Raw genomic sequence first — 23,994 nt, forward strand, 5'->3', positions numbered from 1 at the left:
GTTTATGCATAAACTGAATAAAAAATCATTTTTATAAATTGTGAAAAACATCAAAAAAGTAAATTCATTGTGATTATGTTGTGTTGACTTTGTTAAAAATCAAAGAGATGATGCGATTAATTGTTAATCAGGTCTGGCAATGAAAGGTGTTGAAAGATTAATTTTAAGTTTCAGAAAAACATTGATTCAGTGAATGAATAAAACTAAAAATTAATAGAAATAATTAATGGAAAATATGAGTATATCCATTAATTTTAAAGACTCTTTAAATACACGCCTATTACCACCTTTCTTGTTAATTATTCGAGGTAAAACAAATGACGAAAGAAATTCAGAGAAATTGGTTTGAACAGTATATGGTTCCTTGTTTCGCACCAGCTCCATTTATTCCTGTCAGAGCTAAAGGCTCCAGAGTATGGGATCAGGATGAAAAAGAATACGTTGATTTTGCTGGAGGTATTGCTGTTAACGCATTAGGACATGCTAATAATGAATTAAAAGAAACATTAAGCAATCAAATGGAAAACCTCTGGCATATTGGTAATGGTTACACCAATGAACCGGTCTTAAAACTGGCAAAAGATTTAGTCGAGAATACCTTTTCTGATAAGGTTTTTTTCTGTAACTCCGGCGCTGAAGCAAATGAAGCTGCACTGAAAATTGCCAGAAAATATGCTTTAGATAAACATGGCAGCCATAAAAGCGAAATTATCTCATTTGAAAACTCTTTTCACGGAAGAACATTATTTACAGTGACAGTAGGTGGGCAACCTAAATATTCACAAGATTTTGCTCCTCTTCCACAACAAATCACTCATCTCCCTTATAACGATATTGAAGCCATTAAAGCACATATTTCTGACAAAACCTGTGCCGTCATTGTTGAACCCATTATTGGCGAAGGTGGTGTGATCCCTGCAACGCCAGATTTTCTGAAGGCCTTAAGAGAACTGTGTGATCAATATCAGGCGTTGCTGATTTATGACGAAATACAGACCGGAATTGGCCGCACGGGGTATCTGTATGCCTATGAAGAAACCGGAATTGAGCCGGATATACTGACCAGTGCAAAAGGGTTGGGCGGTGGGTTCCCAATCGGAGCGATGCTGGTTAAACAGCATGTTGCAGAAGTATTCCAGCCGGGTTCACATGGCACAACATTCGGTGGTAACCCGCTGGCAAGCGCAGTTGCCCATAAAGTGCTGAGCATAGTGAACCAGAAGGATTTTCTGGCAGGTGTGCAGGAGCGCCATCAGGAATTCATCCGGCATATGACAGATTTGAACCAGCGTTACCAAGTGTTTAGTGAAATACGTGGTAAAGGGTTATTGCTGGGGGCAGAGCTGGCGAACAAATATCAGGGTAAAGCGAAAACATTAACCAATCTTGCTGCGGAAGAAGGGTTAATCGCTCTGATTGCAGGGCCGAATGTACTGCGTTTTGCTCCGGCATTAAATATTGAATCACAGGATATCAACGACGGTTTTGTCCGGCTTGAAAATGCCCTCAAGCGATTTGTTCAGGAATAAACGCAGTTTTTGAGGTGATATCATGATGCTATTTAGATCCGTTCAACATAAAGATTTGGGGGATATCCTCGATCTCTCGTCTCGCGCTGGAGTGGGTTTGACGTCGTTGCCAAATAATCAGGAATACCTGGCAGCCCGGATTTCACGCAGCATTGATTCATTCCACGATGGGCGCGAGCGTTCACAACAGGGATTCTTGTTTACTCTGGAAGACACGGAAAAGCATCGGGTTGTTGGGGTGAGTGCGCTGGAGGTTGCGGTTGGGCTGGAGGAGCCTTTCTACAATTACCGTGTTCAGAAATCGGTGCGCTCATCCCGTGAATTAGGAATTTATAATTCGTTTGAGACCTTGATTGTAGGGCAGGATCACACCGGATACAGTGAGCTGTGCACCCTGTTCCTTGACCCGGCTTATCATGGTGGGCGCAATGGTATTTTCCTTTCCAGAAGCCGCTTTTTATTTATTTCAGCGTTTCGCCATCTTTTTCCGAAAACTATTTTTGCGGAAATGCGCGGAGTAGTTAATGAACAGGGTGAATCGCCATTCTGGAATGCACTTGGGCAACACTTTTTCAACGTCCCGTTTGCTCAGGCTGATTATCTGACAGGCATTGGCACCAAAACATTTATTGCTGAACTCATGCCGTTCCATCCGATTTATGTGCCGCTGTTGCCGGAAGAGGCACAGCGGGCTATCGGGCAGGTACATGAGAATACAGTGCCGGCCCGCGCCATTCTGGAAAAAGAAGGTTTTTCCTACCACGGTATGGTCGATATTTTTGATGCCGGCGCTATTTTGCAGGCTGAAATCGATGATGTGCGAACCGTAAAAGCCAGCCGGCTGGTGTCTGTTAAAAGAAAAGAGAATGCCTCCAGACAGAGTGATGGCAGGCTATGCATTGTTTCTAACCTACATTTTCAGGATTTTAAAGCGTTGCTGCTGAATATCCCTGACGCTATTGATAGTGATGAACTGTGCCTGACTGGCGCAGAAATGGAAGCACTTCAGGTAGAGGAAGGGGATTTAGTTCGCTGTGCTGCTCTTTTTTCCGAGGAAACTTCACAATGAGTGATCAGGCAAATTACATTGATGGTAAGTGGGTAACCGGGCAGGGTGTACAGGTAGTTAAACATTCGCCTATTGATCAGCAAATTCTGTGGCAGGCCCGCAGTGCTTCTGTTAAGCAAGTGGAAGAGGCTGGTCTGGCAGCACGCAGGGCATTTTCAGACTGGGCAAAGCTGGCAGTTGAAAAACGTATTGCCATTGTTCAGGCATTCGCTGATTTACTGGCAAAGAAAAAAGAAACAATTGCCCGAGTGATAAGTGAAGAAACCAGCAAACCATTGTGGGAAACCCGGACAGAAGTTCAGTCTATGATTGGTAAAGTTGCTATTTCCATTGAGGCATGGCAGCAACGGACAGGTTATTCAGAAACCGCCATGCCGGATGGAAAGGCAATATTACAACATCGTCCTCACGGCGTGATGGCAGTCTTTGGTCCTTATAATTTCCCCGGCCATTTACCTAACGGCCATATTGTTCCCGCTTTGATTGCCGGTAACACATTAATCTTTAAGCCAAGTGAATTAACGCCGATCACAGCAGAAAAAACCGTGGAGTTATGGATAAAAGCCGGATTACCTGCGGGGGTATTGAACCTCGTTCAGGGGGGCAGGGAAACCGGTGGTGCGTTACTGGATTGTCGGGAAATCGACGGAGTACTGTTTACGGGCAGTGCAACAACCGGTTTTCATTTCCACCGTCTGTTGGCTGGTCAGCCGGAAAAAATGCTGGCACTGGAGATGGGGGGAAATAATGCCCTGATTGTCGACGATTATGATGATCTTGATGCGGCAGTTTATACCATTATCCAGTCTGCTTTTATTTCTGCGGGGCAGCGCTGTACTTGTGCCCGCCGGTTGTTGGTAAAACAGGGTGAGAAGGGCGATGCCCTGATTCAGCGGCTGACTGAAGCGGCTCGTCAGATAGTCCCGTCCCGCTGGGATGCTGAACCTCAGCCTTTTATGGGTGGTGTGATCTCTTTGGCTGCGGCAGAAAGTCTGCTGAATGCTCAATCAGGGTTGCTGGCACTGGGCGGCAAGGCCCTGCTGACACTCACACAACCGGATCCGCATTCAACCTTTATGACTCCCGGCATTATTGAACTGACAGGCGTTAGTCAGGTTCCTGATGAAGAGTATTTCGGCCCTCTGCTGACCTTACAGCGTTATGACACCTTTGAAGAAGCTATTTCCATCGCTAATGGTACCCGTTTTGGTCTGGCGACAGGGTTGATTTCACCTGATGAAAACCTTTTCCTTCGGCTGCAAGAAGAAGCAAGAGCCGGGATTGTGAACTGGAACAAACCACTGACCGGCGCTTCCAGTAAAGCACCTTTTGGTGGGATTGGAGCATCAGGCAATCATTGCCCCAGTGCTTACTATGCTGCTGATTATTGTGCATGGCCAATGGCATCTTTGGTGACAGACAAACTGTCTCTGCCAGACACATTCGTCCCCGGGCTTGATTTTTTCCGCTCTTAATTTTTTCAGTTAGCTTTTTTCTGACCAGCCGGCTTCCAAAGACCAGCTGGTTTTCTAAGGACAGCAGGGAGAACAGAGGTCACTATGTCGGGAATTGAAGCAAATTTTGATGGTTTAGTGGGTATGACCCACCATTATGCCGGGTTATCAATGGGCAATGAAGCCTCGATAAATCATCGCGGGCAGCAATCCAATCCTCGTAAGGCAGCCTTACAAGGGTTAACAAAGATGAAAGCGCTGTCAGATATGGGATTAGTGCAGGGGGTTTTACCTCCACAACAGCGGCCTGATTTATCTGCTTTACGGCAGCTAGGGTTTACGGGAAATGATGCACAGGTGCTGAATAAAGCGGCAAAATACTCCCCATTGCTGTTATCCAATCTCAGTTCAGCCTCTTCCATGTGGACAGCTAACGCAGCCACGGTATCTCCTTCTGCTGACAGTGCTGACCAGCGTGTCCATTTCACAGTGGCAAACTTAAATAACAAACTCCATCGTTCACTGGAGAGTGTGACGACATCCCGGGCGTTAAAAGCGGTTTTTTCAGATCCGAATTACTTTGTTCACCATGCACCATTGCCTCAACATGCTGACTGGGGAGATGAAGGCGCGGCAAACCATAACCGTTTTTGTGGTGAATATGATGAAGCGGGTGTGCAGCTATTTGTATATGGCCGCAGTGCTTTCCGGGCAGGGCCTGTACCAGAGCGTTATCCCGCCCGCCAGACACTGGAAGCGAGTGAAGCCATTGCACGCTTACATCAGTTAGATGAAAGGCAAACTGTTTTTGCTCAACAAAACCCTATCGCCATTGATAGCGGCGTTTTCCATAACGATGTCATTGCGGTCAGCAACAGGAATGTATTCTTTTATCATGAGCAAGCATTTTTAAATCAGCAGTCAGTCTTGGCTGAAATTGAGGAAAAGCTGGCGCACCTCGGGCAAAAACTGATCCCTGTTGAGGTGCCTGCATCAAAGGTATCCATGCAGGATGCAGTCAGTTCTTATCTTTTCAACAGCCAGTTATTAAGCCTGCCTGAGGGGGGGATGGCGCTGATTTTACCGGAAGAGTGCCGACAGAATACCAACGTATCATCCTATCTACAGTCTCTGGTTGCGACGGGTGAGAGCCCTATCAGTCAACTCCATTTCTTTGATTTGCGCGAAAGTATGCGTAATGGCGGTGGGCCTGCCTGCCTGCGTCTTCGGGTGGCGATGCAAGAAAAAGAACTGGCGGCGGTTAATCCGGCAGTGATTATGACACCGGATCTGTATCTGAGCTTAACTGACTGGGTTGAGCGCCATTATCGAGATTCTTTATATACCGCTGATCTGGCCGATCCACAGTTGTTGACCGAAGTCTGTTCGGCTCTGGATGAATTAACCCAGATCCTCAGACTCGGTTCAATCTATGAATTTCAGCGCTAATCAGGAGGATTGATGGATTTACTTTCCCCATTACTTGAAAAGAAGCTTGAAAATACACTGAGTTTCCCGTCTACATTAACCGCTAAATGGCTGGCAGATGGTGTATTACAGCTGATCCCACAAGAGAGTAAAAGCGATACGCTGATTATTTCCGCAGGAATTCATGGTAATGAAACGGCCCCGATTGAAATACTGCTCCAGTTATTAACACAACTGGTGCAGGGGAGTCTGTCGTTGCAGCATAACCTGCTGCTCATTTTCGGCAATTTGCCTGCCATGCGTGAAAGTAAGCGCTATATCCATAACGATCTCAATCGCATGTTTGGTGGCAGGTATCAGAATTTTCCTTCCGGAAATGAGACTCAACGGGCAGTTGAGCTGGAATCTGTGATACAGCGATTTTTTCAAGAGCCTGCGGTTATGGCATCAACACGCCGCTGGCATCTTGACCTGCATACAGCAATTCGTGGTTCATGCCATGAACAATTTGCCTTGCTGCCTTTCCAGCAGCGTGAATATTCGCCTGACCTTCTACAATGGCTGGAAGGCAGTGATATTGATGCAATGGTTTTTCATAAAAGTGAAGGCGGAACGTTCAGCCAATTTACCAGCCAGTATTTCAATGTAGACAGTTGTACGATGGAAATTGGCAAAGTCTATTCTTTCGGGCAGAACGATCTGGCTAAATTCAGCAATATTACAACAGCATTACAGAAGCTGATTGCTGGCGTATTTTCTGTGAAGCGGCAAAAACCGGAAATAAAACGTTACCGGGCAGTCGATTCCATTATCAAACAGGACAGTAGTTTCCGGCTTCATATTCCGCAAGATACAAAAAACTTCACGGCCCTGCCGGATGGTTTTGAAATTGCCAGTCAGGAAAATAAATCCTGGAAAATTACTTCTCCGGCAAACTTTATTTTATTTCCTAACGCTAACGTTGCCATTGGTCTGAGGGCAGGCCTGTTATTGGAGCAATTAACCTGATCAATTCATATCTACTCATATAATAAAAAGACAACTGTGGAGGTTACTGATGACGAATACGGTAAAAACACCTGCGGAGCAATCCGCAGGTGCGCAGAAACTTCACCGTGGATTAGGAAAACGTCATGTCCAGTTGATTGCCATTGGCGGTGCCATCGGGACTGGTCTATTCATGGGAACAGGGAAGACTATAGCTGTATCAGGAACTTCTATTATTCTGACTTATCTGCTGATCGGCTTTTTTGCCTTTATGGTTATGCGGGCGATGGGAGAGTTGCTGCTCTCCAAGTTGGATTATCGTACGTTTGCTGATTTTGTTGCTGATTATCTAGGGGAAAAAGCCAGTTATTTTCTGGGCTGGACATACTGGATGAGCTGGGTAGTGAGTTGTATTGCGGATGTCGTGGTCTGTGGTGGCTATATTCAGTATTGGTTTCCTGATATTTCCCTCTGGTTTACTGCGTTGTTCATTCTTGGATTAATGTGTTTATGTAACTTTTTTTCAGTCAGGCTGTTCGGTGAGACGGAATTCTGGTTTGCCATGATTAAGGTTGTGGCGATAGTTGCACTGATTATTGTTGGTGTGGGTATGGTTGCTATTGGCTGGATATCACCAAATGGCGTCACGGCTTCTGTTCGCCATCTGACGAATCCGGAGGTTTTTCTGCCCAATGGCGTATTTGGTTTTCTGGCCGGTTTTCAGATTGCGATTTTCTCTTTTACTGGTATTGAACTAGTGGGTACTGTTACCGCTGAGACGAAAGAGCCGGAGAAGATTTTACCGAAATCCATCAACAGTATTCCCATCCGCGTTATTATTTTTTATGTATTTTCCATGATGTGTATTATTGCTGTGACTTCATGGCCTCACATCTCTCCGGAAGTCAGCCCGTTCGTTACGCTATTTGCACTGGCAGGATTACCGGCTGCCGCCGCAGTGATTAATTTTGTGGCACTGACATCGGCAATGTCTTCAGCAAACAGCGGATTATATGCCTGCACCCGTATGTTATATGGCCTGTCTACTGAAAAATTGGCTCATGGTTGGTTCGGGCGGCTTTCAGTCAATAGTGCAATTCCTGTTTTCAGCCTGATATTTTCTGTTGTTTGCATGGCAAGTGGTGTACTTCTGTTGTTTATCGTTCCCGATGTGATGAAGTTATTTACCATTGTTTCTACTGTAGCCGCCATCATGGTTGTTTATAGCTGGTGTATGATATTGCTTGCTTATCTGGCTTACCGTAAAAAACGCCCTGATTTACATGAGAAGTCCATCTATAAAATGCCGATGGGCATTCCTATGACATGGTGCACTCTGATATTTTTCGCTTTTACCGTGGTTATCATGATCTTTGATTACGATACACGTATTGCCTTGTATGGCACACCAATCTGGTTTGTTATCCTTGAGGTTTTATGGCGTATGCGGAAAAAACGGCAGCAGCAAAGAAGGGTTATAGATGTAGTTGATTAATTGATAATGTTGAGGATTTATTGAGCCAAAAGATCTGTTTAAATGCTATTTATAGCGCTCGGCATTATCTTATGTTTAATAGCCAGCCAGATGGCTTTTTCCACCGAATCATCTGGCCGGAATATAAGGTAAAGTCAGCGTTCTAACGCTTCCACTCGTAAACCTGCTGCCCGCCATCCCGGAAAACCTTCTCCGACTCGCAGCGCTTTAAATCCTTCCGACCGCAGTAATGTAACAGCCTGAACAGAGAGCACGCAGTATCGCCCGCCACAGTAAGCGAGAATATCCTGATTACGTGGTAACTCATCGAGGTGGCGTTCAAGGGTTTCTGTCGGTATGTTAATAGCACCTGGAATATGCCCTGCGGCGTAATCTTCTTCTGAGCGGACATCCAGCAATAGTACACCTTCTTCTTGTCTGCTGAGCAATTCTTCAATAGAAATACCTTCGAAGTGCTCCGGATAACGAATACTGTCAGAAACGACACGCTGGATCTCAGTTTGTTGATAGGCAAGGTAGTCCCGCAGAGCAACCAGTATATTCGCTACCGGACCATCGCCAATTCTGTACAGAACATGCTTGCCTTCACGACGGGTCTGGACGAATCCGGCACGTCGCAATTGCTGTAAATGCTGTGAAGTATTGGTAATGGATAACCCGGATATTTCTGCTAAATATTCCACTGAACTTTCACGCCTAAATATGGCTTCAAGCAGGGTCAGTCGATGTGAGTGCCCGAGCGTTTTAGCAAAATCAGCCATTTCATTAATAGCATGAGCAGTAGGATCAACTGTTTTCATAAGCAACCGTTTCAGATAACAAAAAGTTCGAATATCGAGATGTGCAATATAAATAGCATAATTAATTCATCTTCACCATTGATCCATTAATTGTTGGAATGATAGTTTAATGTCTTTGATCGCAAAACAAGCAATTTCATGTATAAAACTGATGAGGTAATTTATGAGTTCTAATATTGTCCCTTCTTGGGGGGAACTACTTTCCGGCCGCAACGGCCTGATCTCAATTGCACTCGCAGGCGGTGTCGCATTACATGCAATCAATATCTATATTGCTACAACAATCCTGCCATCTGTTGTTCGGGATATTGGCGGGCTTGAGTATTATGCATGGAATACGACTCTGTTCATGGTCGCATCAATTATCGGTGCGCCACTGTCTAAAAACGTGCTGAGTCGTTTCGGACCTCGTGCTGCTTATCTTGTGGCGCTTGTCGTTTTTTGTGCAGGAACGCTGATATGCGCAGCAGCAACAGATATGCAGTGGATGCTTGTTGGGCGTTTTATACAGGGTTTTGGTGGCGGGATTTTGTTTGCCCTCAGTTACGCACTCATTCGTATTGTATTTGATGAACGATTATGGCCCCGAGCGATGGCGATGGTATCTGGTATGTGGGGCATTGCAACACTTTGTGGCCCGGCTATTGGTGGGATTTTTGCGAACGGGGATACATGGCGTCTCGCATTTATTGCTCTTTTACCCGTTGCTGCTGTACTTGCTGTGATTGTGCTTGTTCAGTTGGCGATTTATCAAAAATCTGCGGTGCAGACAGAACGGGCTGCAATTGGCAAGATCCTGCTACTTGGGGTCTCAGTGCTTATTATTTCGATGGCAAGTCTGTCAAAGTTAGTTTTTATCAATATGGCCGGTGTCGTTATTGGTCTTGCGATTGTGGGATTGATTGCCCGCTTTGATCGTAAATCTAAAATTAAACTGTTGCCGACAGGTGCTTATGATATTCGTGCTCCTCTTGGCGCCATCTATGCCTGCATGAGCCTGCTTGTTATCGGTATGACAACTGAGATATTTGTACCTTATTTTTTGCAGGTCATTCATGGTTATCGCCCATTAATAGCGGGTTATGCGACTGCATTGATGGCGGCAGGCTGGACGCTTGGTTCGTTGTTCAGTTCCGGGCGTAGCTCACATACTGCACAGATGTTGGTTCGGCATGGCCCCATTCTTGTTGTAATTGCGCTTATCATGCTGGCAATCATCATGCCATCGCAATATCTGTTCAGCCCGGCTTTCGGCATTATATTGATGTGTATTGCACTTGCTGCGGTTGGTATTGGCATTGGCGCTGCCTGGCCGCATATGCTCACACAGGTATTTACGAGCGCGCCTGTCGGTCAGGAAGATCTGGCATCGACCTCGATCACAACCGTGCAATTGTATGCGACAGCAATCGGCTCCGCACTTGCTGGTATTGTGGCAAACATTGCCGGATTCTCTGAACCGGGTGGTTTAGCCGGCGCTCAAAGTGCCGCTGTGTGGCTGTTTGCGGTCTTTGCGATAGCTCCGATACTGGCTGTGTTTGTTGTGCGTCGTGTGCGTATTGGATGAGAAATTAATCAGGCGCTGGTCACTTATATTGGTGATTAGTGCCTTTTTGTCAGCATTTTTATTAGGCTAATTTATAAATAATACACTCCGTCAATAAAACTGAAATTAAAAGAAGGTAGGGATTATTTTAATTTTTATGTTTTAATTTTTTTAAAATAGAGTAACTATTATTGGTACAGGTGTTTTACTTGTTGGTATATTTATTTGTTAATCACACTCGGTGAAAAAATGGAATGGATGTTTTTTTAATATTTCTAGTTTAATATAAGAGGCTTCATTGGCTTGATATATAAAATCAATCTGTTTAACCTTTAGGTTTATCTCACAATGAACCTTAAGGGAAATGAAAATGCTAAAGAAAACATTAAGTAATGGTGTTATTTTTTATACTGGAAAAAATTATAGTGGAAGTTCGTATGAATATCCAGAAAATAGTAAAGAAGTAAATTTGATTGGTACACCATTAAATGATAAATTTCTTTCTGTTGAAGTAGGAACAAATTCTATTGTGTTTGCCTGGAGGCATGGCAGTGATAGCCAATCTGGGCAAATTTACCGTGAGTGGGATACAAGCCAGCCAGATATCAGTGATATCGAAGGGTTATCAAAATTTATAGTCTCTCCGGTAAACCGTGATTTACTGGCTATAAAATTAATTAACAAATCAGGTATTAATCAAGTGTTTAGGGCTAACATTAGGACTTATACAATTCCTGATCCTGTAGATTGTCTTTCAGGCGGAGATTATGAAGTTGTTGGTCTAATTCCCAAAGATGGTCAGATGTATATTACCTCTGTTGTTGTTTTTGATCAGAATAATATTCCAGTCACTCAAGGTGCGGTTTATTTTAAATATAATGGAACTGACATTGATATTATCACTTATAATGAAACCAAGCCTCTTTATATGAAATTTGAAAAAGAAGATAATTATCGGTTTAATTTTATCCTGGAAAACCTTCCTGTTAATCAGTAAAATAAAAGCAATTCACTAGTAAAAATCAAGGGGATGTATTTGAAATATATACACAATGGATTTCAAGGCATGTAGCCAACAAAGAGGCAACCTGTAAGATGAAATGTATACATCCCTGATAATAAATAAGTCAATTTCCAAGTCACATAACTGCATCGTTAGTTATGTGACTTGAGTACTTTTATTGCGGTTTCCGAGGCACCAGAATTCTACTGACAGAGTCGGCTAGTTGGTTAATCAGGGGTTGTCGCATAATCGAATAGTGTGTGCCACCGATAGGATGGAGTGTGGAAGAGTTTGCCACAACGCCCTGCCAGCCGTGCCATTCATCTCCATCAATAATAAAGTTTTCCGCTTTATAAAGATGGATCGGTAACTCTGACGCCTGTGGAATATAATCTGTGCTCAGTTGATCCAGAAACTCAATCGTACCAATATGCAGGAAGAGATTTTCACGTGTGTAATAGGCAGGTAACCATTGGCAGTCTATACAATGATTAACGATCTGTTCAACATCATTAAACTGATAAAGCACTTCCAGCGTATGATCATTAATCTCCGGTATGGATATTTGCAGATATTTGATAATCCTGTTGATACGTTGTTGTGTCGTATTCATTAATTTATCAGGCAGGGTGGAATATCGACTGATGTTTCCCGAATCAATCATGCCCAAAAATGTGACTTCCTCACCATCATGCATTAATTGCATGGCTATTTCATAGGCGATTACGCCTCCCAGAGACCATCCGGCAAGACGATAAGGGCCGTGAGTCTGTACGTGCCGAATAGCCTGTATATGACAGGCCGCCAGAGCGTTAATAGATATCGGTGGTTCGGCGAGTGTATGAATACCAAGCGCCTGTAGCGCATAAATGGGTAATTCAGGAGGAAGCAGGGCAGCCAGAGATGAATAAACCAGCGGGTTGCCAGTAAGTTCGTGTACAAAAAACAGTGGTGGCAAACTTCCCTCAGGGCTTAGCGGGACTGGATTGATATTGCGGGAGAACGCAGGGGTAATCGTCTGTTTACGCACGGCGATTGCCAGTTCACACAATGTCGGGCAAGTAAACAATGTGGTCAGAGGAATTTCCATGCCTTGTTGATGCATACGTGCTAGTAGCTGTGTTGCATTGAGTGAGTGACCACCCAGTTCGAAAAAATTGTCATAGCGACCAACACGATCTAAACCCAGTAATGTCTGCCAGATTTCAGCCAGTGTAGTTTCCAGAGCATCCATCGGTGCTTCGTAATTGTGGGTTATAACGGCTGTCTGATCCGGTGCGGGTAATGCCTGAAGATTTAGTTTGCCATTGACGGTTAGCGGAAAGGCATCAAGGATAACAAACGCACTGGGGAGCATATAATCGGCAAGCTCTTGGGAGAGTTGCTGGCGGAGATCAGCAGGTATCAGTTTTACCTCCGGTTCAGCTATCCCCTGTTCGGGAATCAAATAAGCTACAAGGCGTTTATCGCCGTGCTGGTCTTCACGGGCGACCACAACTGCCTCTCGTACTCCGGGATAGCGAGTCAGTTTAGCCTCAATTTCCCCCGGTTCGATGCGAAAACCACGTAGTTTAATCTGAAAATCATTGCGTCCCAGATATTCAATGTTGCCATCGGGTAACCAGCGCCCTAAATCGCCGGTTTTATACAGTCGGGCTTTGGTTTCTGTTGAAAACGGATCAGGCAAAAAACGCTCTGCGGTCAGTTCAGGGCGATTCAGGTAACCACGGGCAACTCCGCTTCCACCGATATAGAGTTCTCCCATAACACCCATTGGGACGGGTTTACCATGATTATCCAGAATATAAATTTGCGTATTGGCAATGGGATAACCAATCGGCAGGGTTTCTCCGGTATAAGCAGAAGGACGATCAACTTTCAGTACGGTGGCAATAACAGTCGTTTCCGTCGGGCCGTAAGAGTTAATCCAGTGGCATGACTGGGTTTCCGGCAATGTCTGCCAGATCATCAGGTGGCGTAGTTCAGCTTTTTCACCACCCACAATCACCAGCCGCAGAGACGGGCTGAAGCCACAACGTCCGGCGACCATTTCCTGTACCCACAGATGCCAGAATGCCGTAGGTAAATCAGCGACTGTGATTTGCTGCTGTTGCAGGAATCGGGCAAAAGTATTATCCGGAACACGCAGTTCTGACGGGCGCATCACTAAGGTTGCGCCGGTGGCGAGTGTGGCGAAGATATCTGATACGCTGGTGTCGAATGCAACGGAGGTAAACTGGAGTACGCGGTCAGCTGGTGTTAGTTCATTGATCTGGCGTTGAACGTGTATGAAATTAACCACATTGTGATGTTCAATCATCACGCCTTTTGGCTGACCGGTGGAGCCGGAAGTATAGATAATATAAGCCAGATGGTGTGGTGCCAGCCCCAGTTGCTGCGAATCCGGATTATGTGTCGGTTGTTGCGCCATACATTCGGTATGGTTGTTATCATCCAGCACCCATATCGGTATATCGGCAGATAAACGAGTTTTTAGGTGTTGTTGGGTCAGTAATAACGTCGGTGTACAGTCTGACAGAATATAGTTCAGAAGCTCGGTCGGGTAATTCGTATCCAGCGGTACATAACCCGCGCCGGCTTTCAAAATACCGAGCAAGCCAATTACCATATCGATACCACGTTCGACACAAATCACGACACGATCATCCGGTCGTACACCGGCATCAATCAGGGTATGAGCCAGCTGGTTGGCTTTTTGGTTCAGTTCGCGGTAGGTGAGCTGAACTTCTCGATTCATTGGCTCTGCGTGAATCAGTGCGATGACATCCGGTGTGAGGGTCGCCTGCTGTTCAAACAACTGTTGGAGTAACATATCCTGTGGGCAGTCAATTCTGGCACTGTTAAATTCTTCCAATAACTGACTGCGTTCTGCCGGTGGCAGAATACTGAGGGATTGAATATTCTGTTGCGGCATATTTTGCAATGTTGTTACCAGTGTTTTCAACGCAGTATTCATATAAGCGTTAATGCGTGCCGGATTAATCTGGTGATTGCATTGTGCGGTTAACGCAAAACCATCTTCGAAATCATCCACATCCAATGACAGCGGGTAATTACTACGTTCTTCACTGTTGAGTATCTGAATACCTTCCCATACCGGCGACTCGGCTAGTTGATTGCTACGTGTGCTATGACGGAAGTTAAGCAGACTGTTGAAAAGGGGTTGGGGTGCCTGAATACTACTGCAATGCTGAGCAATCGTCAGCGGAGTCTGTTCATGTTCCAGCAATTTGCTGAGTTGCAGGTGAGTCTCCTGTACCACTTTTTGTACAGTGCGTTCCTGCAACATAATGCGCACTGGCAGCGTGTTAATAAACATACCAAGAACCTGAGAAGCACCCGCACCTTGTAATGAACGCCCTAATAAAACGGTACCGAAAATAACATCTTCCCGTCCGCTGCATTGCGCAAGAACCAGTGCCCATGCGATATGGAACAGAACGGCAGTACTGACACCCTGTTGACGGGTGCAGTCACGTAGCTGATGCGTTAATTGATCACCCAGTATCAGTCTGGCTTCCTCTATCTTATTGAGTCCTTCATGATTTCCCCGCACATTGCGTAAGTTAAAGGGCAGAGTTGGTTCGTCCACATCTCCCAGAAGCTGGTGGAAATAGTCCCGATGTTTTTCAATCGGCACAGTGCGGATCTGAGCGATAAAATTACGGTAAGGCAGGGCGGGAGGTAATGTTAGGGGATGGTGCTCTTTGCCATGAGCGGACAGTAATTCCCTGATTTCCGTAATAATCAATCCTAGCGTAGTATGATCGCTGACCAGATGGTGGAAGCACAGGGACAGCAGCCACTCGTTCTTATGGGGATTATAAGCAATATCGGCAGAGAAAAGCGGTGCCTGATTCAGATTGAGGCACCGCTGGTGTGGATCGGTATGTGCCAGTAACTGAGATGAAACATCCTGTTCGTTATCCGGAGCAGTAAAAGTATTTATTTTCAGGCTGGCCTGTCGCCAGACCACCTGAACGGGTTGGGTCAATTCCTGCCAGCAGAAAGCAGTCCGCAGGATATCATGGCGGTCTATCACTTGTTGCAGGGCCTGAAGGAAAGCCTCCCGCCGTTCACCGGAATCAAAGGCCAGCAAGCTGCTTAACACATACGCATCGCCGTTTTCCTGCATCTGGTGATGGAACAGGATACCGGCCTGTAATGGGGAAAGCGGGTAAATATCCTGCACATTAGCCGCACCGCCGGTGACAGTGGCAACAATGGTATCAATTTCGTTTTGTGATAGCGTCACCAGTGGCAACATATCGGGTGTTATTGCTGTGCAACCGTCAGGAATGCCATTGGGGGGAATAAGATTGTCCGACGTTCCTCGTCGCACCTGTATTGCCTGCGCCATATCCATAAGTAATGGTGCAGTAAAGATACTGCGTACGTCCAATGCATACCCTTGGCTGCGCAGTTGTTCAATCAGGCTGACGGCAATCAGCGAATGGCCGCCCAGTCCAAAGAAATGATCGTGACGACCGACCCGTTCCAGCCCCAATAAATCCTGCCAGATGCCAGCCAGTGTAGTTTCTACCTCACCCACCGGCGCAACATAATCACGCGTGATTATCGAGGCGGGGTCAGGGACGGGAAGCGCCCGACGGTCAAGTTTGCCGTTAGGGGTCAGCGGGAAAGACTGTAAGATAATAAACGCACCGGGCAGCATATAATCGGCAAGGCGTTGGGATAGTTGCGCATACAGTTCCGCCGGAATTAGCTCAGCGCCGTCCTGCGCCAGCAGGTAAGCCACCAGTTGTTTCTGGGAGCTTTCATTATCGTCACTGGCATTGTCGCGAAGCATAACAACAGCCTCACGTACTCCCTCGCATCGCATCAAGCTGGCTTCGATTTCTCCCGGTTCAATGCGGAAACCCCGCAGTTTCACCTGAAAATCATTGCGGCCAAGGTAGTCAATATTGCCATCCGGCAGCCAGCGCCCGAGGTCGCCGGTTTTGTACAGTCGGTCATTCGGTTCAGTGGAGAACGGGTCGGGCAGGAAATTCTCGGCGGTCAGATCAGGGCGGTTCAGATAACCCCGTGCCACTCCGGCACCGCCAATATAAATTTCACCGGTTACCCCCAGCGGCACCAGTCGCCTATGTGAATCAAGAATATAGATCTGAGTGTTGGCGATGGGGCTACCAATCGGAATGGGACATACAACATCAACAGGCGATGTTATCGCATAGGTGGTTGCAAAAGTGGTGGTTTCTGTCGGGCCGTAGCCGTTAATCAGATGAGCAGGCCGGCACTCAGCCAATTGCACCCGCTGTATTTTGCCCGGATCGAGGACATCCCCGCCGACCAGCAGATAGCGCAGTTGCCCGAACAGCGGCATCAGCGTTTCCCGATAAGCATTGAACAAGCCGCTCGTTAACCACAGGGCCGTGACTTTCCCGCAGATCAAGGTGTCACGGAAATGCTCGGGGTTGAGCAGCACGGATTGGGCAATCACATACAGACGCCCGCCATTGAGCAGAGGCGCCCAGATTTCCCACGTTGAGGCATCAAACGCAATATTAGCGCAATGTGCCACACAGTCATCCGCTCCGATATCCGCATAACTACTGTTGATCACCAAATGATTCACATTGCGGTGTTCAACCATAACTCCTTTTGGTTGTCCCGTTGAACCGGACGTGTAAATCACGTAAGCCAGATGGCGTGAGGTCAGCCCCCATGCCTGAGCATTCGGGTTATGGGTTGGCAGTTCCGGGGCCGCCTCTAAAGTTCCGGAAGCGTCCAGTGTGTATACAGGCACGGTATCAGGCAGTTTGTCGTGCTGCGCGGCCTGAGTCAGTAACACGACCGGAACGGCATCGTCCAGTATATCCGCCAACCGTTCGGTCGGATAAGCCGGATCAAGGGGCACATAAGCCCCCCCAGCTTTCAGGATACCCAACAGGCAGACGATGAAGGCCGGACTGCGCTCGATACACACGGCGACCCGATCATCAGGTTGAACCCCCAAGGCAATCAGAGCATGTGCCAGTTGATTGGCGCGTTGATTCAGTTCGTTATAGCTGAACGTCTGTGTTTCGCCGACGACAGCAATCGCCTCCGGTGCCAGTATGACCTGTTGTTCAAAGAGCGTTTGGATAAGAGCGGTTTGCGGGAAATCGGCCTGTGTGGCATTGAAGTCCACCAACACCTTTTGTCGCTCTTCTTCGGGCAAAATAGGCAGATTGATTATCGGCGTATCCGGTGAAGTCAGGGCTGCATCAAGCAGGACAGCAAGACGGGAGCGGAGAGCCGTCACTTCCGTGGCAGTCAGATATTCACCAGAGTATTTGAACTCAATGGTGGCAGACTGAAAAGTATCTTCGGGAGCCGCAGTATCTATAAATTGCTTGATTCTGACGGAAAGGGGGTAAGGATTTCTATTTTGTGTATTAACACAGGTAACGCGGGTGTCCTCTCTTTCCAGATGTAGATTGGCTTCAAACGGTTCGAGTGACAGGGTGATATCGAATAATTGAGTTATTTCTGTTTTCTGTTGAATATGAATGTGCCGGTTAAGATCTGCAATCGGGAAACGGTGATGTTTATAGCAACTTTTCACCTCCGCGGCTGTTTTGTTCATAATGTCATGGAACGTATCTTCAGGAGAAATGGTCACTTTTATCGGGAGCACGGATGCAAAAAGCCCGATGGTGTGTTTTTGTCGGATATTTTTGCGGTTGTGTATAGGCATCCCGATGACGATTTCATTCACATCCGTTGTCCGGGCAAAATAGCACACCAGAGCGGAATGTATAATGTACAAGAAGGACGATTTCTGTTCGGTGGCAATGTTTTTGATACGGTTAAAAAGTGTCTGGTCAATTGACCAGAAAATAGGTTCAGTTTGACTGTGCTGCATTCCATACTGCATCGTGCGATTGGATTTCATCGGGTGGAGCAAAGGAGATGGCGGATTTTCATAGCGTTCCAGCCAGAATTGCAGGTCATCCGTGTAGTTTGGTGAGGCCAGATAAGCCAGATCATCTGTAATAAAATCAAGGTAAGAAGGGGCAACTTTGTTCAGAGGTTCTCCCTTCATTAGCCGGTTATAACGATCAATAACCTCCTCAAGTAGTATGAACGCTCCAATCCCATCAATGATTATGTGGTGACAGCAAAACTGCCAGTATCGACGTGTATGACTCACTTTGAATAATTCGGAATGCCAGAGCGTTTCATTTAAGTGAAACGGTTGCATAAATCGGGTATCGAGATATTGCCTTGCTTTGGTTTCTGCATCTGAATGCGATGAAAAATCATAGATAGGGACGGATACAGGGCAATGATCAGCCACTGTCTGAACCGGAAGAGTATGGGTATTGGTGAGCTGTAAACGTAGGGCATCATACTGCTCAACAACCGTTTCAAAGGCGTGAATAAACTGGGTTTCGTCCAGAACGCCTTCAATACAGATAAAAATACCAACATTGTAGTTGGATTGATCTGGTTGGCTGACTTGATCGAACCAGATAGCCTGCTGTGGTGAGCTGAGAGGATAGGAAATCAGATCGGAACTTGTAATGGCTAAGGAACTTTCAGAGGTACGGTTGTGATTGTATGACATACCTATTTCTCCTAATAGCAATTCAAAATAGTTTTTGAAACTAAAATTTTCACTTTATTTTTATATGGTTAGCGTTATTTCCTTTTGCCTTTACAGACAAATCAAAGATGTCAGAAAAATCCGATCCCTGATGAGATGATTTGTGCTCAAAAGCGTTGTGACTGGCAGAAATAATAAATCAACAAAACTATATCTATGCAAATTTTTTTTATGGTGATTAAGTGAGCGCCAGAACGTATGTGAACAGGGTTTGTGGGTATGAAATGTGCGTTGTGAAATGGCTAATCGACAATGATCATTATCTGAAACAGGATAATGGCAAACTGGAAGGGGGATGTGTAGCTGTGATTTTATAAACAATCCCGGCAAATTGCCGGGATTGTTCAGATAAGAATAACGCGGCAGGAAATTACGCGTTTTCTTGCTGAGTAGCCTGAATAGCCGTCAGAGCAACAGTATAAACGATGTCATCAACCAGTGCGCCACGGGACAGGTCGTTAACTGGTTTACGCATACCTTGCAGCATTGGCCCGATAGAGACCAGATCCGCAGAGCGCTGTACCGCTTTATAAGTGGTGTTACCGGTGTTCAGATCCGGGAAGATGAACACGGTAGCCTGACCAGCAACTGGTGAGTTTGGTGCTTTGGATTTCGCTACGTCTGCCATGATAGCCGCATCGTACTGCAATGGACCGTCGATGATCAGATCAGGGCGTTTTTCCTGCGCCAGACGGGTTGCTTCGCGAACTTTCTCAACATCACTGCCTGCACCAGAGTTACCGGTGGAGTAGGAGATCATAGCAACGCGAGGATCGATACCAAATGCTTTTGCAGAGTCTGCGGACTGAATGGCGATTTCAGACAGTTGCTCTGCGGTTGGATCCGGGTTGATCGCACAGTCACCGTAAACCAGTACTTGTTCTGGCAGCAGCATAAAGAACACGGATGAAACCAGAGAGCTGTTTGGCGCGGTTTTGATTAACTGCAATGGCGGACGGATGGTGTTTGCTGTTGTATGAACTGCACCGGAAACCAGACCATCAACTTCGTTTTGTTCCAGCATCATAGTGCCGAGAACAACGTTGTCTTCCAGTTGCTCGCGAGCCACAACTTCAGTCATGCCTTTATTTTTACGCAGTTCAACCAGACGTGGAACATAACGTTCACGTACAGTTGCCGGGTTAACGATTTCAATACCTGCACCCAGTTCAACACCCTGAGCCGCTGCAACACGGCGGATTTCTTCTGGATCACCCAGCAGAACACATTCCGCAATGCCACGTTCAGCACAGATAGCCGCAGCTTTAACGGTACGTGGCTCATCACCTTCTGGCAGAACAACACGTTTGCCAGCCTGACGTGCCAGTTCAGTCAACTGGTAGCGGAATGCTGGTGGTGACAGGCGGTTCGGACGTTCAGAAGTGGCTGCCAGAGAATCGATCCATTCGTTGCTGATATGCTGCGCAACATAGTTTTGCAGTTTCTCAATACGCTCGTGATCATCAGCAGGAACTTCCAGACTGAAGCTTTGCAGGTTCAGGGAAGTCTGCCAGGTGTTCGTGTTCACGGTGAAAACTGGCAGGCCAGTATTGAATGCACGCTCACACAGTTCACGAATAGAATCATCAATTTTGTAGCCGCCGGTCAGCAGAACTGCGCCAACTTCAATGCCGTTCATCGCTGCCAGACAAGCAGTGATCAGAACGTCAGGACGGTCTGCGGAAGTGACCAGCAGGGAACCCGGACGGAAGTACTCCAGCATGTTAGGGATGCTGCGAGCACAGAAAGTCACAGATTTGATACGACGGGTCTGGATAGCGCCTTCGTTAACGATCTCAGCTTTCAGGTGTTTTGCCATGTCAATCGCACGGGTTGCGATCAGATCGAAACTCCATGGGATGCAGCCGAGAATTGGCAGCGGGCTGTTTTTGAATACGGTTGCCTGATCGATATTGGCAATAGTTGCTTTTGTTGCTTCATCAAAGATTTCAGACAGATCCGGACGAGTACGACCTTGGTCATCAACCGGTGCATTCAGCTTATTGACAATAACACCGATGATGTTGTTGTTCTTGCTGCCGCCGTATTCTGCACGGCTCAGTTCAATCTGCTCTTTTAATTGCTCTGGAGTGTGAGTACCCAGTGCAGTAACGAACACGATTTCTGCATTCAGTGTTTTGGCAATTTCATAGTTCAGAGACTGGGCAAACGGATGTTTGCGGGTCGGAACCAGACCTTCGATCAAAACCACTTCAGCGTTTTTGGTGTTAGCGTGGTAGTTAGCCACGATTTCTTCCATCAACACATCTTTTTTATTCGTGGCCAGCAGGGATTCTACATGAGCCATAGCCAGCGGTTCAGCAGCGTGAATACTGGAGTGGGAGCGGATGATCGTTGTGGTTCTGTCTTGGGAGCCGCTGTTACGTGGCTGGGCGATAGGTTTGAAGACACTCAGGCGAACGCCTTTTTGCTCCATGGAGCGGATTACACCCAGGCTGACACTGGTTAAACCAACGCTGGTGCCAGTAGGGATCAACATAATTGTACGGGACACGGAAACCTCTTTAACGGTTGCTGGTCATTCAAGCAATAACCGCCAGCATGGCTGGCGGCTACCGGAAATCTATTACTTATGCAGTCAGGCGAGCTGAATCCTGAGCGATCACCAATTCTTCATTGGTTGGGATCACCAGAGCAGGACGGCTGTTATCAGTTGTGATCACACCGTCTTTACCGAAACGTGCTGCGAGGTTGCGATCGTGATCGTACTCGAAGCCCAGCAGAGCAATTTTCTTCAGGGTCAGTTCACGAACCAGTGCAGAGTTCTCACCGATACCGCCGGTAAATACGATTGCATCCAGACGGCCTTCCATCAGTGCGCTGTAAGCACCAATGTATTTAGCCAGACGATGGCAGTAAACATCCATTGCACGCTTAGCGTCAGCTTTGGTTTCGTAGTTGTCTTCAACGTAACGGCAGTCGCTGGTCACTTCAGTCAGGCCCAGTAAGCCAGACTCTTTGGTCAGCAGAGTGTTGATCTGGTCAATGCTCATGCCCATAGCGTCGTGCAGATGGAATACGATAGCTGGATCGATGTCACCACTACGAGTACCCATTACCAGACCTTCCAGTGGAGTCAGACCCATTGAAGTGTCAACACACTGACCGTTAACAATCGCAGAAACAGAACCACCGTTGCCCAGATGGCAAATGATGGTATTCAGTTCTTCTGCTGGCTTGTTCAGCATTTTTGCTGCTTCACGGGAAACGAAGAAGTGGCTGGTACCGTGTGCGCCGTAACGACGGATTCCGTGCTCTTTATACAGGTTGTATGGCAGAGCGTACAGGTAAGCTTCTTCAGGCATAGTCTGGTGGAAAGCAGTATCGAATACGGCAATGTTTTTCTCAACCAGATGAGGGAATGCTTTTTTCGCTTCAGCGATACCGATCAGGTGTGCAGGGTTGTGTAATGGTGCGAATGGGATCGCAGCTTCGATGCCTTCGATAACTTCATCAGTGATGATGACAGACGAAGTGAATTTTTCACCGCCGTGAACGATACGATGACCGATGGCTGAAATTTGTGCAGAAAGTTCTGGCTTTTCAGACAGAATAGTATTAACAATGAAGTTCAGCGCTTCACTGTGTGCTGCGCCGGCACCTAAAGCAGCTTCGTTTTTCGCGCCATCAATTTTCCATTTGATACGAGCTTCAGGCAGACCGAAACACTCAGCCAAACCAGAAAGATATTCTTCACCATTAGCAGGATCGATGATAGCGAATTTCAGAGAGGAGCTACCGCAGTTAAGAACCAGTACCAGCTTACTTGACATGGAATTACCTATTATCTTGTTGTGATCTAATCTTAAATAAGAAAAATGTTAAAAAAAGAAGCAATTTATTAACAAACGGAACCAAAGTGTTGCGAAAACAGGCGGGTTTTCTGTTTTGTTGCTGCAACCACACAAAAGTCTGTGTAGGATACCGTTTGCCAGCATTAAAGACAAAATATACTTAATGCTATTAATACTACAAAAAAGATTTTATCTTTTGTAGGTATTTTTTAAAAACTATACCTTTAATTGATTGAGGTCATGATGAATACGATGCCACCTGCCAACCACGGTTGGTTCAAAAAAGTCCAGCTGGGGCAACAATATCTGAAGACGTGGCCACTGGAAAAACAGCTTGCTCCTGTGTTTCCTGAAAATCGCATCATTAAAGCGACCCGTTTTGGCATCCGTTTTATGCCCCCATTGGCGATTTTTACCCTGACATGGCAAATCGCACTGGGCGGGCAGTTAGGACCATCTATCGCAACCGCTCTGTTTGCCTGTAGCCTGCCATTGCAGGGGCTTTGGTGGCTGGGAAAACGTGCGGCGACTCCTTTACCGGAAAGTTTGCTGAAATGGTTTTACGAAATTCGTGAAAAATTTGCCGAAGCAGGGATCGCGATGATGCCAGTCGAAAACACGCCAACGTATTTATCCCTGGCTGAACTGCTGAAACGTGCGTTCAAACAGTTGGATAACTCATTTCTTGATGATATTTAAACTGTCAGTGTGTATTCTGACAGTTTTTGTATCGGTTGACTGATAAATTTCCCATCCAATAAATTTAATACGGTTTTTTAGATAGGTTTTTCATAGCCAGAAAAATCTATCTTATCCCGATGTATCTCTGAGCTTTTATTGATAAGCTGGCATTTATTATGCTCTTTCATTATTTAACTTCCTACACCTGCCGTTTTTTAAGTTGTCTTTTTTGGAGGGCAGTTCGAAATCTATAGAGGATAATAGAGCTTACAATAAAAGGCTAAGGGACATTTAATCTTTTTTAAGGGATAAATATTGATGTCGCTGAATAAATATTTATTATCGAGTTTATCTATAATTATTGCTATTTTGTTAAAGGGTTTATTATGTATCGTGATATTTTGTAATATATATTAATTATCTTTTGTAAGAGTTTTAATTTAATTTATTGGGTGTTTTTTATTTTGTTTTTTAATGGTAATTTGATTTCTTTAAATTATTTTCGTTTGAGTATTTAAATAAAGAAATGTTGTTTTGTTACTGTCAGGGGA

Annotated in this window: 14 protein-coding genes; 10 read left to right on the top strand and 4 right to left on the bottom strand. The window is 45.9% G+C overall.

All coding sequences use genetic code 11. From position 1 onward, the window contains the following. Positions 1 to 317: 317 nt before the first annotated feature. The 6 genes from AACX68_RS17400 to AACX68_RS17425 all read left to right on the top strand — a co-directional run bounded on the left by AACX68_RS17400 (position 318) and on the right by AACX68_RS17425 (position 7,962). Entirely contained in the window at positions 318 to 1,529 is a 1,212-nt protein-coding gene (locus tag AACX68_RS17400) for an aspartate aminotransferase family protein (protein WP_228859949.1), read from the top strand. A gap of 22 nt (positions 1,530 to 1,551) precedes the next feature. Then, entirely contained in the window at positions 1,552 to 2,598 is a 1,047-nt protein-coding gene (astA, locus tag AACX68_RS17405) for an arginine N-succinyltransferase (RefSeq protein ID WP_228859950.1), read from the top strand. Further along, positions 2,595 to 4,073 carry a succinylglutamate-semialdehyde dehydrogenase gene (astD, locus tag AACX68_RS17410; protein ID WP_228859951.1) on the top strand — a complete coding sequence of 493 codons (1,479 nt, stop codon included), beginning with the start codon at positions 2,595 to 2,597 and terminating at the stop codon, positions 4,071 to 4,073. Before astA ends, astD begins: the two co-directional genes overlap by 4 nt. Before the next feature lie 84 nt (positions 4,074 to 4,157). Continuing rightward, complete coding sequence (astB, locus tag AACX68_RS17415; protein ID WP_228859952.1) at positions 4,158 to 5,501, top strand: N-succinylarginine dihydrolase; 1,344 nt, start codon at positions 4,158 to 4,160, stop codon at positions 5,499 to 5,501. A 12-nt stretch (positions 5,502 to 5,513) separates the two neighbouring features. Further along, positions 5,514 to 6,488 carry a succinylglutamate desuccinylase gene (astE, locus tag AACX68_RS17420; protein WP_228859953.1) on the top strand — a complete coding sequence of 325 codons (975 nt, stop codon included), beginning with the start codon at positions 5,514 to 5,516 and terminating at the stop codon, positions 6,486 to 6,488. A gap of 49 nt (positions 6,489 to 6,537) precedes the next feature. Then, positions 6,538 to 7,962: an amino acid permease gene (locus AACX68_RS17425; protein ID WP_228859954.1), complete on the top strand. Its 1,425-nt coding sequence runs from the start codon at positions 6,538 to 6,540 to the stop codon at positions 7,960 to 7,962. Positions 7,963 to 8,096: 134 nt separating this feature from the next. Here AACX68_RS17425 and AACX68_RS17430 read toward each other — a convergent pair whose 3' ends face one another. After that, positions 8,097 to 8,762: an ArsR/SmtB family transcription factor gene (locus AACX68_RS17430; RefSeq protein WP_228859955.1), complete on the bottom strand. Its 666-nt coding sequence runs from the start codon at positions 8,760 to 8,762 to the stop codon at positions 8,097 to 8,099. Between the two features lie 163 nt (positions 8,763 to 8,925). On the opposite strand from AACX68_RS17430, the gene AACX68_RS17435 reads away from it, so the two are divergent. Continuing rightward, positions 8,926 to 10,329, top strand: coding sequence for an MFS transporter (locus AACX68_RS17435; protein WP_228859956.1), 1,404 nt, complete (start codon positions 8,926 to 8,928; stop codon positions 10,327 to 10,329). A 349-nt stretch (positions 10,330 to 10,678) separates the two neighbouring features. Next, complete coding sequence (locus AACX68_RS17440) at positions 10,679 to 11,305, top strand: beta/gamma crystallin domain-containing protein (RefSeq protein ID WP_228859957.1); 627 nt, start codon at positions 10,679 to 10,681, stop codon at positions 11,303 to 11,305. 181 nt (positions 11,306 to 11,486) lie between these two features. On the opposite strand, the gene AACX68_RS17445 is transcribed toward AACX68_RS17440, so the two are convergent. Then, positions 11,487 to 18,908 carry an amino acid adenylation domain-containing protein gene (locus AACX68_RS17445; protein WP_228859958.1) on the bottom strand — a complete coding sequence of 2,474 codons (7,422 nt, stop codon included), beginning with the start codon at positions 18,906 to 18,908 and terminating at the stop codon, positions 11,487 to 11,489. Between the two features lie 221 nt (positions 18,909 to 19,129). Here AACX68_RS17445 and AACX68_RS17450 point away from each other — a divergent pair, with 221 nt between their 5' ends. Continuing rightward, a complete protein-coding gene (locus tag AACX68_RS17450) occupies positions 19,130 to 19,264 on the top strand; it encodes a hypothetical protein (RefSeq protein WP_255705643.1) in 135 nt (44 codons plus the stop codon). Positions 19,265 to 19,317: 53 nt separating this feature from the next. Here the strand turns inward: AACX68_RS17450 and pta are convergent, their stop codons facing one another. Further along, positions 19,318 to 21,462, bottom strand: coding sequence for a phosphate acetyltransferase (gene pta / locus AACX68_RS17455; protein ID WP_228859959.1), 2,145 nt, complete (start codon positions 21,460 to 21,462; stop codon positions 19,318 to 19,320). Positions 21,463 to 21,538: 76 nt separating this feature from the next. After that, complete coding sequence (gene ackA / locus AACX68_RS17460; protein WP_099108396.1) at positions 21,539 to 22,741, bottom strand: acetate kinase; 1,203 nt, start codon at positions 22,739 to 22,741, stop codon at positions 21,539 to 21,541. Between the two features lie 264 nt (positions 22,742 to 23,005). Between ackA and yfbV the strand changes: the two genes are divergently transcribed. Next, on the top strand, positions 23,006 to 23,461 hold the full coding sequence (gene yfbV, locus AACX68_RS17465) for a terminus macrodomain insulation protein YfbV (protein WP_099121147.1): 456 nt from the start codon (positions 23,006 to 23,008) through the stop codon (positions 23,459 to 23,461). Positions 23,462 to 23,994: the final 533 nt, after the last annotated feature.

This window comes from Xenorhabdus sp. PB61.4, assembly GCF_963894935.1.
Lineage (GTDB): Bacteria > Pseudomonadota > Gammaproteobacteria > Enterobacterales > Enterobacteriaceae > Xenorhabdus > Xenorhabdus stockiae.